The sequence below is a fragment of the Sphingomonas yabuuchiae genome, from assembly GCF_014199595.1.
Lineage (GTDB): Bacteria > Pseudomonadota > Alphaproteobacteria > Sphingomonadales > Sphingomonadaceae > Sphingomonas > Sphingomonas yabuuchiae.
In genome coordinates, this window is the sequence record NZ_JACHNX010000002.1 from 409,425 (window position 1) to 423,833 (window position 14,409).

Genomic DNA, 14,409 nt, shown 5'->3' on the forward strand with positions numbered 1-14,409 from the left:
CGACCAACCGGCTCTAACGTCGATCAATGATTGTTTCGCGCTTTCGGCTTTATCGAGTATCGTGCACCAGTGACCGTCCCCTCCCCATCAGTCAGTACGCCGCATGGCGAGGGCGTCGCCGCCATCAATACCGGCTTGGAAATGCCACCCTTTCTCATCGGCGGTGGCGATTGTGCCGATCGGATCGCTCGCCTGGACTGGTCCGCCACGGCGCTCGGCCCGGTCGGAAGCTGGCCGATCTCGTTGACGACGACGCTCGCCCTGGTGCTGCGCTCGGCCGTGCCGTACCTGCTGTTCTGGGGCGAGGACGGGGTGATGCTGTACAACGACGCCTATGCCAATTTTGTCGGGGACGGCCATCCGGGATTGCTGGGCAAGACGGTCCATGACGGCTGGCCTCAATATGCCGCCTTCAACGACGTCATCATGACCGCCGGTTTCGGTGGCAAAACGCTGCACTTCCCGGACCTGCCCGCGACCCTCTACCGTAATGGGCAGGAGACGCAGGCCTGGGCCAATTTCGATACGTCGCCCATCGTCGATGGGCAGGGCAAGCCGGTCGGCGTCCTGTGCCTGCTGGCCGATACGACGCAGCGGGTGCTGGCGGAGCGTCGCGCGGCGTTCCTGCTGACCCTGGCCGATCATATGCGGGCGCTGGAGACGCCCACCGCAATCATGGCGCTGGCGGCGGAACGGTTGGGTGAGGAACTGTCGGCCAGCCGCGTCTTCTATGCCGAGATCACGAGCAAGGGCTGGATGACCGTCGAGCGCGACTATGCGCGCGGCGTATCTTCGATCGTCGGCCGCCACTCGCTGGTCAGTTTCGGGCCGGATCTGCTGGCCGCCTATCGCGGCGGCGCGCCGGTGGTCGTCACCAATGTGGATGCCGATGACCGTCTGAGCGACGGCGCGCGTTCCGGTCTTCAGGCACGTGAGGTCGGCGCATTCGTCGATGTCGTTCTGTTCGAGGAAACCGAATGGGTCGGCCTGCTCGCGGTCCAAAGCGCCACGCCGCGCATCTGGAGCCCTGAGGAAGAAGCGCTGATCCAGAATGTCGGCGAACGGGTCAAGGTCGCGGTCGAGCGGGCGCGCGCCGAGATGGCCCTGCGCAAGTTGAAGAACACGCTGGAACAGCAGGTCGTCGAGCGCACCGCCGAGATCCGCCGCTATCACGAAATCGTCGAGGCGATCGCTTCGCCCATCTGCGCCTTCGATACCGACTATCGCCTGATCGCCTTCAACAAGGCGCATAACCAGGAATTCCGGCGGGTCTTCGGTTTCGACACCAAGATCGGCGACGTGTTTCCCGATCAGTTCGTGCCGGACCAGCGCGATGCCATCCGGGCGCTGATGACCCGGGCGCTGACCGGGGAGCATTTCACCGTCACCGAAGCCTTTGGCAGCCCGGATCTCGCCAAGCCGATCTGGGAAATCACCTATACCCCGCTTCGCGACGGCGCGGGTCGGGTGATCGCGGCCTTTCACCAGGCCACCGACATTTCCGAACGCCTGAAGGCAGCTGCCGAACTGGAGGCGGCGCAGGAGGCCCTGCGACAAAGCCAGAAGGTCGAAGCCATGGGCAGCCTGACCGGCGGCGTCGCGCACGATTTCAACAACCTGCTGACGCCGATCATCGGCTCGCTCGACATGCTGATGCGCAGGGGCTCCGGCACGGCGCGCGAACAGCGGCTGATCGACGGGGCGCTGCAATCGGCCGAACGGGCCAAGACCCTCGTCCAGCGCCTGCTCGCCTTCGCCCGCCGCCAGCCGCTCCAGCCGACCGCCGTCGATCTGGGCCAGCTGGTCGACAGCATGGCCGACCTGATCGAATCCACAGTCGGCCCGACCATCACGCTGGAGGTGGAGGTCGCCGACACCCTTCCCCCCGCCCGGGCCGATGCCAACCAGCTTGAAATGGCGCTGCTCAATCTGGCGGTCAACGCACGTGATGCGATGCCGAGCGGAGGCACGCTGTCGGTCAAAGTCCACCGCTGCGAGGTCGACGGCCAGCAGACGACCGACGTTCCGGCAGGTGATTATATCTGCCTGAGCGTCGGCGATACCGGCATGGGCATGGACGAGGAAACCCGCCTGCGCGCGATCGAGCCCTTCTTCTCGACCAAGGGCGTCGGCAAGGGGACGGGCCTGGGCCTGTCCATGGTGCATGGTCTGGCCGCACAGCTTGGCGGCGGCCTGACGATTTCGAGTGCACTGGGGCACGGAACGGCGATCACGCTCTGGCTGCCTCTCAGCGATGTCGGGACGGCGACGGCAGCACCCGTGGTCCCTGCCCCGGCAAGGGCCGATGGCATCGGCACGGTCCTGCTGGTGGATGACGAGGATCTGGTGCGGATGAGCACCGCCGACATGCTGGCCGATCTGGGGTACGGCGTGGTCGAGGCATCGTCCGGCGAACAGGCGCTGGAACTGGTGCAGGCGGGGTTGCGCCCCGACCTGCTCGTCACCGATCACCTCATGCCGGGTATGAGCGGCGCGCAGCTCGCCCGCGAGTTGCAGGACAGGCTGGCCGGACTTCGCTCCCTCATCGTATCGGGCTATGCCGAGGCGGAGGGGCTGGATGTCGAGGTCGCGCGACTGACCAAGCCATTCCGCAGCGAGGAACTGGCGGCGAGTCTGGCCGCCATCGGGGCATCAACCGCGGGAAGCCGGGCGGCCCCCGAAGAAGGGGATGCCGCCCAGCCGATCATTGCTTAATAATCGTCGGAATTGTCGAAGTCGGAATTGCCGTCGTCGAAACGGCCGCCATCGTCATCGTCGAAGTTGTTGATGGTGACATTCTCCGGTTGGCCCATGAAGCCCTGACTGCCGCCACCGAACAGGCCACCACCACCGCCGCCGCGATGGCCGAACATGTCGGACAGGCCCGAAAACAGCATCTCGCCGCCGACGACGCCCGCCGCCGTGGTGCCCGCGCTGCGCAGGAAGCTGCCCAGTCCGCCGCCGCCGGAGAAGACGCCCGGCCGGGCCTCGGGCGGGGGTGGCGAATAGCTGTCCTGCGGGCGCGCACCCCAGGGGCCGCCAGCGCCCTGCGGCAGGAAGCCGCTGCTTGCCGGTGCCGGGGGCGCCTGTTGCTGGCGCTCCAGCTCAGCGATGCGCTGCTGTGCCGCATGCAGCGACTGGTCGGCAACGATGGCGTGCTGGACCAACAGATAGGCCGCGTCCGGATTGGAGGACAAAGCGCGGGCGATCATCGCATCGGCCTCGGGGTCCTTCCCACCCGTACGCGCGGCGGACAATTCATCGAGAAAGCGGGTAAGCAACGTGCGTTCTTCGGCGTTCATCGGGGCACTCCAATCTTACGCCCCGAAAGATCGTCGAGCCCGCCCTCAGATCAAGATCGGAAGCCTTGGATGACCGATTATTCACCCCGACGGCATCTTGTCTCCAGCCTGTGAACGGCCTTCCTGCTCCCACTCATATTCCTTTTGCAGCGCCAGTTCGTCGCGCCCCGCCGTCAGAACAGCCTGTTCGCGGCCCTCTTCGGCAAACGACACCACGAAGTCCTTGGCCGGGACATCGCCATAGATCGTCCGATGCTCGGGCGAGGCGACATGGCCCACATAGCGCAGGCTCAGGTCGTAATGGCCCGACCAGAAGAACGGCACTTCACGATAATCGCCGCTCACCTGTCCCATGAAATGCCGGGCAAGCCATTGCCCCATGCGCTGCGCCACGACCCAATGCTCGACCCGAATGGGATGACCGAGGCGAGGGTCCGGTGCATTGGCGATATCGCCGATCGCGTGGATGGCGGGATCGGACGTTCGCAATTGAGGATCGACCTTCACGCCGCCCCCATTGGACTTGTCGGAAAGATCGAGGCCGGCCGCTTCCGCCAGTTCCACCCGTGGCCGTACGCCGATCCCGGCGACGACGAAGTCGCCCTTCACTTCGGAACCGTCATCGAGCATGGCGACATGGCCGTCCCAGCGTGCGATACGGCGATTCAAGTGGAAGGTGACGCCCTTGGACTCGTGCAGGTTGCGGATCATCGCGCCGACCTCGAGCCCGGCCGTCTTCTCCAACGGCCATTCGTCGTCGGATATGACCGCGACTTCCAGCCCCCGTGCGATCAGCGAGGCGGCGACCTCAAGGCCGATATAGCTCGACCCGACCACGATGGCGCGCTTCGCCTGCCCCGCCGCAGCGATCAGTTGGTCGGCATCGGTCAGCGTCCGCAAGGCGAACACGTCCTTTCGATCCGAACCGTAAAAATCGGGCGATACCACCGCCGCGCCGGTTGCAAGCACCAGCCGGTCATAGGATATGGTATCGTCGTTCTTTAGGACGATGGTCTTGGCCTCGCGGTCGATCCGAGACACAGCGATGCCGGACCGAACGTCCACGCCCTCAAGTCCGGGCAAGGCGGTCTCGCCTCGTTTCGCCTTACCCGCCAGATACTGTTTCGAGCAGAAGGTGCGATCATAGGGCGCATCGCTCTCTTCATCGATCACGATCACCGACGCGCCCGCACCGTGACGGGCCAGCATTTCGGCACAGGCATGACCCGCGGCGCCAGCGCCGATGATGACGATGCGTTCCAACTCCGCGGCCTCGGCGGCCTCGGGTGCAGGACCCGGTTCGGCGGGAACCGTGATCCGCAACTGGCCGTCGTCCTCGACCACCTCAAACCGCTCCAGCGGCGCGAAGGCGGGTGCGCCCACGGCCTCGCCTGTCTCGATATCGAAACGGGCATGATGCCAGGGGCAGCGAAGCGTGCCGTCCGCGACGATCCCCTCGGACAAGGGTGCCTTCAGATGCGTGCATTGGCCCGCCAGCGCGCAGACCCGCCCCTTGTGCCGGACGAGCACGACATCCTGCCCGTCCAGCACACCGGCGACGATATGCCCTTCCTGCACTTCGCTAGAGGCGATGCCCTTCGCCAGATCACGATCCGCCATCGCCTCTTGCCTTTCCTGCTTTATCGGGGGGTCAGTCGGCGCGCTGAAGCGCCGTCGCGGCGAGATGCTCGCCGACGAACCAGACCTGCGGCTCGTTGGAGCGAATGATGTCGCTGACCAGCAGGTCGTTGGTGCCGTCATCGCCCGACTCGTCGGCAGTCTTGGCGCCCTCATGTGCCTGTTCCAGTACGATACGATGCGCCTCCAGCAGGCGGGCAAGCATCGTCGGCACATCCTCGCGACCGCGCGGCGGACGCGGGATACGGGTCATCTCGGCCACGTCATGCGGCGTCGCGATGCTGATGCCGCCCAGCGCCTGGATACGCTCAGCCACCATGTCGACCAGTTCGGCCTGTTTTTCATAATGGGTGTCGAGCAGCAGATGCAGTTGATAGAAGGTCGCACCCGACATCTGCCAATGATGCTTCTTGTAGAGGTCACGCAGCATCATGGTGTCGGCCAGCACTTGGTTCAGGATCGACACGCTTTGCTTGCGGGCATTGTCGGACAGACCCAGCGGCAAGTCCTTCAACGTGCCGAAGGGCTGGATCTCGCGATATTCGATCTTGTACTGCGGCTGCGCCTGGTCGGTATCGGCCACGACTTTACTCCGATCATGGATAGGGACCGTGGCCAAGCGCTTGCCCCCGCGCACGGTTCCATGAATTTTCCGGCATCGTCCGACTGGCGAGGATTATCGCCTATGATCCAAATTAATTTTTATTGGGAGGCATTTGTCAGGAACGGACCGTCCCGTGCGGCGTCCAGCATGGGCTTTCAAGGAACCCGGCCGCATGATCCAACCGACCTTCGTCTTTCTCCACGCCCTGGGTTCCAGCAAACGGGAATGGGAGCTGGTGTGCCGGCATCTCGGCAGCGCGCCTTGCATGGCACTCGACCTGCCGGGTTTTGGCGACCGGGTTGATGAAGGCTATGCCGATGTCACCGCGATGGCCGACGATCTGGCCGATACGATCCGCCGCAACGGGCTGACGGCCTGTATCCTGGTCGGGCACAGCATGGGCGGCAAGATCGCCACCATCGTCGCAGCTCGCGCGGCGGCGGGTGAGATCGGGTTGGCCGGGGTTCTGGGCGTTGCGCTCGTCGCCGCCTCGCCCCCCTCGCCCGAACCGATGGACGAGGAGCGGCGCGCGCAGATGATCGGCTGGGTCGCGGGCGGATCGATTGGGCAGGACGATGCGGAGACCTTCGTCGAGGCCAATACCGCGTCGCCTCTGCCGCCTGAACTGCATGATCGGGCGGTGGCGGACGTGCGGCGTTCGAGCCGCGAGGCGTGGCTCGGCTGGCTAGAACGGGGGAGCCTGGAGGATTGGAGCGGTCAGGTCGGCCAGATCTCGATCCCGGCACTGATCGTTGCAGGATCGGAGGACGGTGACCTGAACGAGGATGCGCAGCGCAGGCTCAATGCGCCGCATTACCGTCATGCCGATATTCGCGTCGTCGACGGCGCCGCCCACATGATCCCCTATGAACAGCCCGAAGCGCTCACTCGGGCTCTCGAAAACTATGCCGCATCGCTGGCCCCTTCGATCCTGCCGAGCGGGTTCGTCCACGTTCTAAGCTCCGACCGGGTCAGCCGCCGCACCCGTGCCGCCATGCTGGAGCGGACCCGTCCGGTGTCCGACGCCGGACTTCCATGGTCAGACGCTGAGCGGGCAACCGTCCAGGACCTGATTGCCCACATTCTGCCGGAAGACGTCTCCGCGCCTGATCTTGCACAGCGGGTCGAGGTGGCCATCACGCAGGGGTCGGGGGACGGCTGGCGCTTCGCCGATCTGCCGCCCGATCCGGAGGCCTGGCGGCAAGGGTTGCTGACCCTGGACGCGCTCACCGGCCGCTTTGCCGCGCTGGACCATGGCACGCAGGCCGACTGGCTGGACCGGATCGCCGCTGGGAATGACGAGGCCACCGCCAATGCGGGTCCGTTCTCGCCCGAGCAGATGGCCCTCTGGTTTCAGGACGTCCGCGCGGAAGTCGTTCGCCAATGGGCCGCCCTGCCGTCGACGATGGCGGCGATTGGCTATGACGGCTTTGCGGTCGGCGGCGATGGCCCCCGCAAGCAAGGCTATCGCCGAACCGGCGCGAACGATGTCGAAGCCTGGCAGACGGTACGGGAGAAGATCGCATGAGCCGTGCCCCCTATGCCACGACCGAGATGGTCGATGCCGTCGTCATCGGGACCGGCGCAGGTGGTGCGCCGCTGACCGCGCGATTGGCCGAGGCCGGGCTGTCGGTCGTCGCACTGGAGGCGGGACGGTCCTTCAAACCAAACGAACATGTCGCTGACGAACTCGCCGCCGATATCTACTGGATGGAAGAGCGACTGAGCGGCGGCAACGACCCGACCGCCTTCGGCTCCAACAATTCGGGCATGGGGGTCGGCGGCTCGACACTCCACTGGGGCGCCTTCTGCCCACGCCCCGATCCCCGCGACCTGCAACTGAAGACCATGACCGGGCAAGGCGCGGACTGGCCCGTCCCCCATGCCGAGCTGATCGCCTATGTGAAAGAAGTGGAGGCATTTACCGGCGTCTCCGGCCCGGCCCGTTACCCTTGGGACGACAGCCGCCGCTATGCCTATCCGCCGGTCCCCCGCAATGCCTCCGCCGAGGCGATGGCACGGGGGTGCGAGGCGCTGGGCATCACGGTGGCGGACGCTCCGGCTGCGCTCGTCTCGCGCGACCGCGAACAGCCGCATTGGGGACAGCGCCAGGCCTGCGTCAATTGCGGCACCTGTCACCAAGGCTGCCGCAACGCCGCCAAGACCAGCATGGACACCAGCTATCTCCCCATGGCCGCCGCGCATGGGGCCGAGATACGCTCCCAGGCGCGCGTGATGTCCTTCGAGTTCGACCAGCATGGGCGGATCGACGGGGTCGTCTATCATCAGGGCGGTCAGGAGCATCGTCAGCGCTGCCGCGCCGTCTTCCTGTGCGCAGGCGGGGTCGAGAGCCCGCGCCTCCTGCTGAACCTGGGCCTCGCCAATTCCAGCGGACAGGTCGGCCGCAATTTCATGGCGCATGTCGCGACCCAGGTCTGGGGACGCTTCGATGACGAGATGCGGATGAACCGGGGCTATCCCTCCTCGCTGATCAGCGAAGACATGATGCGCCCCGCCGATGCCGATTGCGTCGGGGGCTATCTGATGCAGAGCCTGGGCGTGCTGCCGGTCAACCTCGCCACCGGACTGGCGCGCGGGGCGGGCATGTGGGGCACGCGGCTTCAGTCGATCCTGCGAAATTACAACCGCATGGCGGGGATCGGCATCAATGGCGATTGCCTGCCGCATCCCGACAACCGCCTGACCCTGTCGGACGAAACCGACGCGTTCGGCCATCGCAAGGCGCGGATCGACTTCAGCTATCATGCCAATGAACGCGCCATCGACCAGCATTCCCGCCGCGTCATGACCGCCATCTGGGAAGCGGCAGGCGCGCAAGACATCTTCGCCGTCGATCGCTCGGCACATACCATCGGCACCTGCCGCATGGGCGACAATGGCGACGAGGCCGTGGTCGATGCGGACGGGCGTAGCTTCGACATCGCCAATCTGTGGATTTGCGACAACTCGGTCTTCCCAAGTGCACTGGCCGCGAACCCTGCGCTGACGATCATGGCGCTGTCGCTGCGTACGGCGGATCGCTTCCTGGCGTCGGGACGCTAGGCGGCGAGCCCGTTCGCCTCGACATGGTCGGCGATCGCTCCGGCGGTCGTCCACCATATCCGGGGATCGTCGGCCTCGCGCAGCGCCGTCAACACGCGGGCAAGCGGCGGGACGCGGTGCGCCTGCCCCATGATATAGGGGTGCAGCGCGATCCCGAGGACCGAGGGACGGCGATCGGCCTCGGACAGCAATTGCGCGACGGCATCCCGGATCATGCCTGCAAAAACATCCGCCTCCTGCTTGCGCTGGATCACGGCGGGCAAGTCGTTGATCTCCTGGGAATAGGGTATCGACAGAAGCTCGCCATGTTCGGTCGCCATCCGGGTTGGCTGATCGTCATGCGCCCAGTCGAGCACGTAGCGATAGCCTGACGCCTTCAGCAGGTCGGGCGTCACCTCGCTCTCCGAAATCCAGGGGCCGAGCCAGCCGGTGGGGCGCGTGCCGAGCGCGGCCAGTCTGTCGGTCACATCGGCGATCAGGCGGCGTTCCTCCTCCTGCCCCAGCTTGCCCTGCGCCTTCGCATTGCTGCCACCATGCGCGGCGATCTCGTCGCCACGGTCGCGACAGGCCTCGGCCAATCCCGGACAGCGATCCAGAACATCCGCGTTCAACAACGCCGTGGTCTTCAGCTCCAGCCGGTCGAACAACTCGAACAGCCGCCACGCGCCCACCCGATTGCCATAGTCGCGCCAGGCATAGTTCATCACGTCCGGCTGGTTCTGCGACGGCGCCAGCTCGGCTCCCAGGCCGCCGCCAAAGTCGAAGACCTCATGATTGACGCCCAGATAGATGGCGACCCTGCGCCCCTCGGGCCAATCATAGGCGGGGCGGTCGATGATAGGGCGAAAGGGATAGCGACCCGGATCGGATGAAGACATGGCACGTCAACGTCGCCCCGCGCCAATGGATGCCCGGCCCTTCCCTATCCGCGCATTTGTAATGTCGGAGTTTTGGGCTAGGGCAATGACTTCGATGAGCCTCGTGGCGATTCGAACAACAAGGACCGCTACGATCCCGTCCGGGACGGCGCGGCCGACAGGCGGAGGATGGACCATGCTGACCCGACGTTCCTTCATGGCTGGTGCGACCACCGCCATGGCCCTGCCCTCGATCGTCCGGGCGGCGAGCGCACCGACCATCGTCAACCCGGTGGTCCGTCAGCGCGCCGATGCGCAGGTCTTCCGCCACACCGATGGCTGGTATTACATGACCGGGTCGGTGCCCGAATATGACCGGCTGGTCCTGCGCCGTTCGAAGACGCTCGCGGGTCTAACCACCGCGACCGAAAAGATACTGTGGCGGCATCTGCCGAGCGGGCCGATGTCGGGCTTCATCTGGGCACCCGAGATGCATCTGATCGATGGCCACTGGACCATGTATTTCGCTGCGGGGCCGAGCGGCGGCGGCGAGGATGTGTTCCGCATCCGCACCTTCGCGGTCGTGTGCGACGGCCCCGATCCGATGACCGGCAACTGGTCGGTGCTGGGCCAGTTGCAGACCGAATGGGACAGCTTCACCCTCGACTCGACCAGCTTCGTCCACAAGGGCCAGCGTTATCTGGCATGGGCGCAGAGCGAGCCGGGCATCGCGACCAACTCCAACCTCTATCTCGCCCCACTCAAGACCGCGCTGACCCTGGCCTCCAAGCCGGTGCGGCTGTCGGTGCCGACGCTGGACTGGGAGATCCAGGGCTTCAAGGTCAATGAGGCGCCCGCCCTGCTCACCCGCAACGGCAAGCTGTTCATGACCTATTCGGCCAGCGCCACCGATGCACGCTATTGCATGGGGATGCTGACCTGCAATGTCGATGCCGACCTGATGAATGCGGCCAATTGGTCCAAGTCGCCGGTGCCGGTCTTCAAGACCTCCACCACGCACAAGGTCTTCGGACCCGGGCATAACAGCTTCACGGTGGACGAGCGCGGGCGCGACGTGCTGGTCTATCACGCGCGCGATTATCTGGAGATCAAGGGCGATCCGCTGTTCGATCCCAATCGGGATACGCGGATGCAGTACTTCCGTTACCGCCCCGACGGCTCGCCCGATTTCGGCGAGCCGGTCGCCAATGGGCCGCTCCGCCGGCTCTGAGCGGGTATTGCTCTGACAATAATCCTATCGCCACGCCTTGACGCCCAGGATCGCCAGGCCGCCCGCCATGGTGACCAGGGCGAGCACGACTAGCACCGCGTCGAAGTCGTGCGGCGTGGCGAAGGTCCAGGTCAGGCCCGCGCCGATGATGGTCGGCAGGGTATTGGTCAGGTTGAACAGACCCAGGTCGCGCCCCCGATGCCGGGGATCGGGCAAAAGCTGGAAGGTCAGCCCGGCATGCAGCGCGACGAAGACGGAAGACCCGGCGGTGTAGAGGATGAACGCCGCCGCCGCAGCCTGACGGCTGTCCGCCGCGGCCATGGCCAGCAAACCCAACGCCGCGACCAGCGCCGCCATTGCTAGAATATACCGGCGGCGCTCCATACGATCCGCCAGCCGCCCCAGCACCAAGGCGACCGGCAAGGGCAGGACGAAGGCCAAGGTGAAGACCTGCCCGACCCAGTGGGGCAGGTCGGCATAGTCGGCGGCCGGTACGATCGTTTCGAAATAATAGAGCAGATAGACCTGGGTCACGACCGCCGCAACCTGGATGCACAGCCGCGCCATGCCCGCGATCAAAAAGTCCTGCCTGGGCGGGCGAGACGGCGCGGGCGCGACGCGCTCGTCCGGCATGGCGCCCCCCGCCCCGACCAGCAGCAACGGCAGAACGCAGAGCATGACCGCTATCACCACGACCGCCAGCCGCCCCTGCTCCCCCAGCACGGCCTCGCCCACCAGCCAGGTCGACAGGGCGGAGGCCGCCGGGTTGCCGAGCGCGATCAGGCCGCCCGTCAGCCCGCGCTTCGCATCGGGTATCTCCTCCGCCATGATCGCCATCAGCGGGGCGAGCAGCGCGTTGACCGTGAACTGGAAGAACAGGATTGCCACGACCAGCATCACGGGAGTCGCGGCCATGCCGATCGCGGCATAGCTGGCCGCCACCCCCGCCAGGCCGATCGCCATCCAGCCCCGCCGACCACGCCCCGCCCGCTGCGACCGATCGCTCAGCCAGCCGAACAGGATGTTCGCCAGGCTCGCCGTCGCCGCGCCCAGGACCGCGACCAGCGAGAGCAAGGCGATCCGGCCATCCGGGCTGACCGCCTCGACCTTCATCGGCACCAGTAGGGTCAGCAGCGGCAGATAGGCCGCCACGCCACCGATATTGGCCAGCGCGTAAAGCCCCAGGGGCGGGCGCTGGCGCGGATGTGTGCGATCGGAGGGCGGGACCATCGCCCACCCTTGCCCCCGATCGCACGCCAAGGGCAACGGGCGTTACGGCTTCCCTTAAGGCTTCATCGTCTGCGCATCGATCCGGGTGGTGCTGACCATCGCCCGGTCGGTCGCGTCATGCGCCACCGCGACGCGATAGGCCCCGCCCTGAATTCGCCAGCCAGGGAGCGCGGTGTCGTAATCCGCCAGCAGACGCGGCTCGGCGATCAGGGTGATGCGACGCGTCTCGCCGGGCTTCAGCGTCACGCGCTGGAACGCCGCCAACCGCATCGGATCGCCACTGCCGTCGCGCGCCACATAGATTTGCGGCACGTCCGACCCGGCGCGCTGGCCGGTGTTGACGATATCGACGGTCACGCGGACCGTCTTGCCGCCGGTGACGATCGGATTGCGATAGGCGAAGCTCGTATAGCTGAGCCCGTGGCCGAAGGGGAAAAGCGGCTTCAGCCCCTTTTTCTCATACCACCGATAGCCGACATCGGCGCCCTCGACATAGTCGACCGGGAAGCTCTGAAGCGTCGGGGCCGGTGTCGCCGCCGGATTGGCGGCGGCCGCCGCTTCGACCTCGCTCAGCTTGTCGAGCCCGACCGGGCGTGGGCGCGGCGGTTGCGACGCATCGGCGGGGAAGGTGATCGGCAGGCGGCCCGAGGGATCGACCTGGCCGGTCAGGATCGCCGCCAGCGCCTCGCCGCCGCGCTGTCCGGGATACCAGGCCTGGACGACAGCGGGGACCTTCGCGATCCAGGGCATCAGCACCGGGCCGCCCGTTTCCATCACCGCCACGGTATGCGGCTGTGCGGCGGCGATCGCGGCGATCAGGGCGTCCTGCTGGTTCGGCAGCCGCAGGTCGGGTACGTCGTCCGCCTCGGTCGTCCACTGGGTGGCAAAGAAGATGGCCATGTCCGCCTTCTTCGCCGCCGCGACCGTCGCGTTCAGGTTGCGCCCGTCCTGCCACTCGATCTCGACGCCGGGCAGTGCCTTGCGCAGCGCGGCGAGCGGCGACGAGGCGTGATAGGTGATCCGCGCGAACGAGGACGAGCCGCCATAAGCCAGCGGGATTTCAACCGGCGCACCACCGACCGAGCGGACCTGCGACGATCCGCCGCCCGACAGCACGCCGACATCGGCATTGCCGCCGATCACCACGATCCGCTTGGCGGTGCGCGCGATGGGCAGGAGATTGCCGTCGTTCTTCAGAAGGACGATCCCGGCCTCTGCTGCCCGCTGCGCCACCTCGGCATGGGCGGCATAGTCGGGCGTCACCGCCTGGGTGGGCATCGGCGCATCATAGGCGCCGGTTTCGATCAGCCCGGTCAGATAGCGGGCGACCATGTCGTTCAGCCGCGCCTCGGGCACCTCCCCCTTGGCCACGGCCTCGGCGAGCGGCTCGGCGAAATAAATGGCCTTGTCCAGTTCCTGCCCGGACTCCTGGTCCAGCCCGGCATTGGCGGCCTTCACGGTCGAATGCACCGCGCCCCAGTCGCTCATAACCCAGCCATGATAGCCCCAGTCGCGCTTCAGCACGTCGGTCAGCAAATAACGGTTCTCGCAGGCCCAGTCGCCGTTGATCTTGTTATAGGCGCACATGACCGAGCCGGGCCGCCCCTGCTCGATCGCGATCTGGAACGCGAGCAGGTCGCTCATCCGTAGCGCCGCCTCACCGATCCGGGCGTCCAGGATGTTGCGGCCGGTTTCCTGGGCATTCAGCACATAATGCTTGATCGTCGAGACGATGCGGTTCGACTGAACGCCCGCGATATGCGCGCCGCCCAGCGTTCCGGCCAGCAGCGGGTCCTCGCCCAGATATTCGAAATTGCGACCGTTCCACGGATCGCGGGTCAGGTTGACGCCGCCCGCCAGCAGCACGTTGAACCGCTTGTCGCGTGCCTCCGCGCCGATCATCGCGCCGCCCGCGCGGGCGATAGCGGGATCGAAGCTGGCCGCCGTCGCCAAGCCGGAGGGCAACGCGGTGGCGACGTCGCCGACCCGCTGCTCGACCTGATTGGCCACGCCCAGCGAGGCATCGCTCTCGCGGACCAGGGGCACGCCCAGCCGGGGAATGCCGTCGATGTGCCCGGCCGAGGGGATCAGTTCCTCCTTCGACTTGCCCGCCGCCATGGTCGGGAACAGGCCGTGGACGAGCAGGATCTTTTCCTCGCGCGTCATCTTCGCGACGATCCGGTCAGCGCGCGCGCGTGCGGCGGCGATGGAGGTCCGCGCCGCCTTTTGCGGCGACCGCATCTGCGTCTGCGCCGACGCCCCGGTGCCCGCCGCGATCAGCGCGATCATCGCCAGACCGCCTGCCATCTTGCCCTTCGTCACAATCATCCTCCCCCGATCATCCGGTTTGCCGCCTTGTGTTGCATTGCTGCACGCCTGTCCAGAGAACGTTCACAATCATGTAAAATCAATGGCTGACGCTCTTGACAGTCATCCGGCATTGGCAGAGTGAACGTTCTCATAGAGCGCGGATAACCGCGCCCG

Annotated in this window: 9 protein-coding genes and 1 pseudogene; 4 read left to right on the top strand and 6 right to left on the bottom strand. The window is 66.3% G+C overall.

The features are described 5' to 3' along the window. Positions 1-141: 141 nt before the first annotated feature. Positions 142-2,715, top strand: coding sequence for a PAS domain-containing protein (locus GGQ89_RS05080; RefSeq protein ID WP_184104572.1), 2,574 nt, complete (start codon positions 142-144; stop codon positions 2,713-2,715). Here the strand turns inward: GGQ89_RS05080 and GGQ89_RS05085 are convergent. From GGQ89_RS05085 to GGQ89_RS05095, 3 genes are all read right to left on the bottom strand, one after another. Next, complete coding sequence (locus GGQ89_RS05085) at positions 2,712-3,302, bottom strand: DUF2076 domain-containing protein (RefSeq protein WP_184104574.1); 591 nt, start codon at positions 3,300-3,302, stop codon at positions 2,712-2,714. The genes GGQ89_RS05080 and GGQ89_RS05085 overlap by 4 nt on opposite strands. Positions 3,303-3,383: 81 nt before the next feature. Further along, on the bottom strand, positions 3,384-4,922 hold the full coding sequence (locus GGQ89_RS05090; protein WP_240456500.1) for an FAD-dependent oxidoreductase: 1,539 nt from the start codon (positions 4,920-4,922) through the stop codon (positions 3,384-3,386). A 31-nt stretch (positions 4,923-4,953) separates the two neighbouring features. Beyond that, the gene (locus tag GGQ89_RS05095) at positions 4,954-5,523 is read right to left on the bottom strand and encodes a Dps family protein (RefSeq protein ID WP_172839659.1); all 570 of its coding nucleotides are present in this window, start codon (positions 5,521-5,523) and stop codon (positions 4,954-4,956) included. Between the two features lie 193 nt (positions 5,524-5,716). Between GGQ89_RS05095 and GGQ89_RS05100 the strand changes: the two genes are divergently transcribed. Together GGQ89_RS05100 and GGQ89_RS05105 are read left to right on the top strand one after the other, a co-directional pair. Further along, entirely contained in the window at positions 5,717-7,072 is a 1,356-nt protein-coding gene (locus GGQ89_RS05100) for an alpha/beta hydrolase (protein WP_184104578.1), read from the top strand. Continuing rightward, positions 7,069-8,607 carry a GMC family oxidoreductase gene (locus GGQ89_RS05105; protein ID WP_184104580.1) on the top strand — a complete coding sequence of 513 codons (1,539 nt, stop codon included), beginning with the start codon at positions 7,069-7,071 and terminating at the stop codon, positions 8,605-8,607. Before GGQ89_RS05100 ends, GGQ89_RS05105 begins: the two co-directional genes overlap by 4 nt. Here the strand turns inward: GGQ89_RS05105 and GGQ89_RS05110 are convergent. Beyond that, positions 8,604-9,485, bottom strand: a complete 882-nt coding sequence (locus GGQ89_RS05110; RefSeq protein WP_184104582.1) for a polysaccharide deacetylase family protein — start codon at positions 9,483-9,485, stop codon at positions 8,604-8,606. The two genes, GGQ89_RS05105 and GGQ89_RS05110, sit on opposite strands and share 4 nt — an antisense overlap. Positions 9,486-9,660: 175 nt before the next feature. Here GGQ89_RS05110 and GGQ89_RS05115 point away from each other — a divergent pair. After that, positions 9,661-10,683, top strand: a pseudogene (locus tag GGQ89_RS05115) (glycoside hydrolase family 43 protein); the annotation flags it as partial. A gap of 36 nt (positions 10,684-10,719) precedes the next feature. Here GGQ89_RS05115 and GGQ89_RS05120 read toward each other — a convergent pair. Next, positions 10,720-11,925, bottom strand: a complete 1,206-nt coding sequence (locus GGQ89_RS05120) for an MFS transporter (RefSeq protein WP_184104586.1) — start codon at positions 11,923-11,925, stop codon at positions 10,720-10,722. Positions 11,926-11,979: 54 nt separating this feature from the next. Next, entirely contained in the window at positions 11,980-14,253 is a 2,274-nt protein-coding gene (locus GGQ89_RS05125; RefSeq protein ID WP_380773298.1) for a beta-glucosidase, read from the bottom strand. Positions 14,254-14,409: the final 156 nt, after the last annotated feature.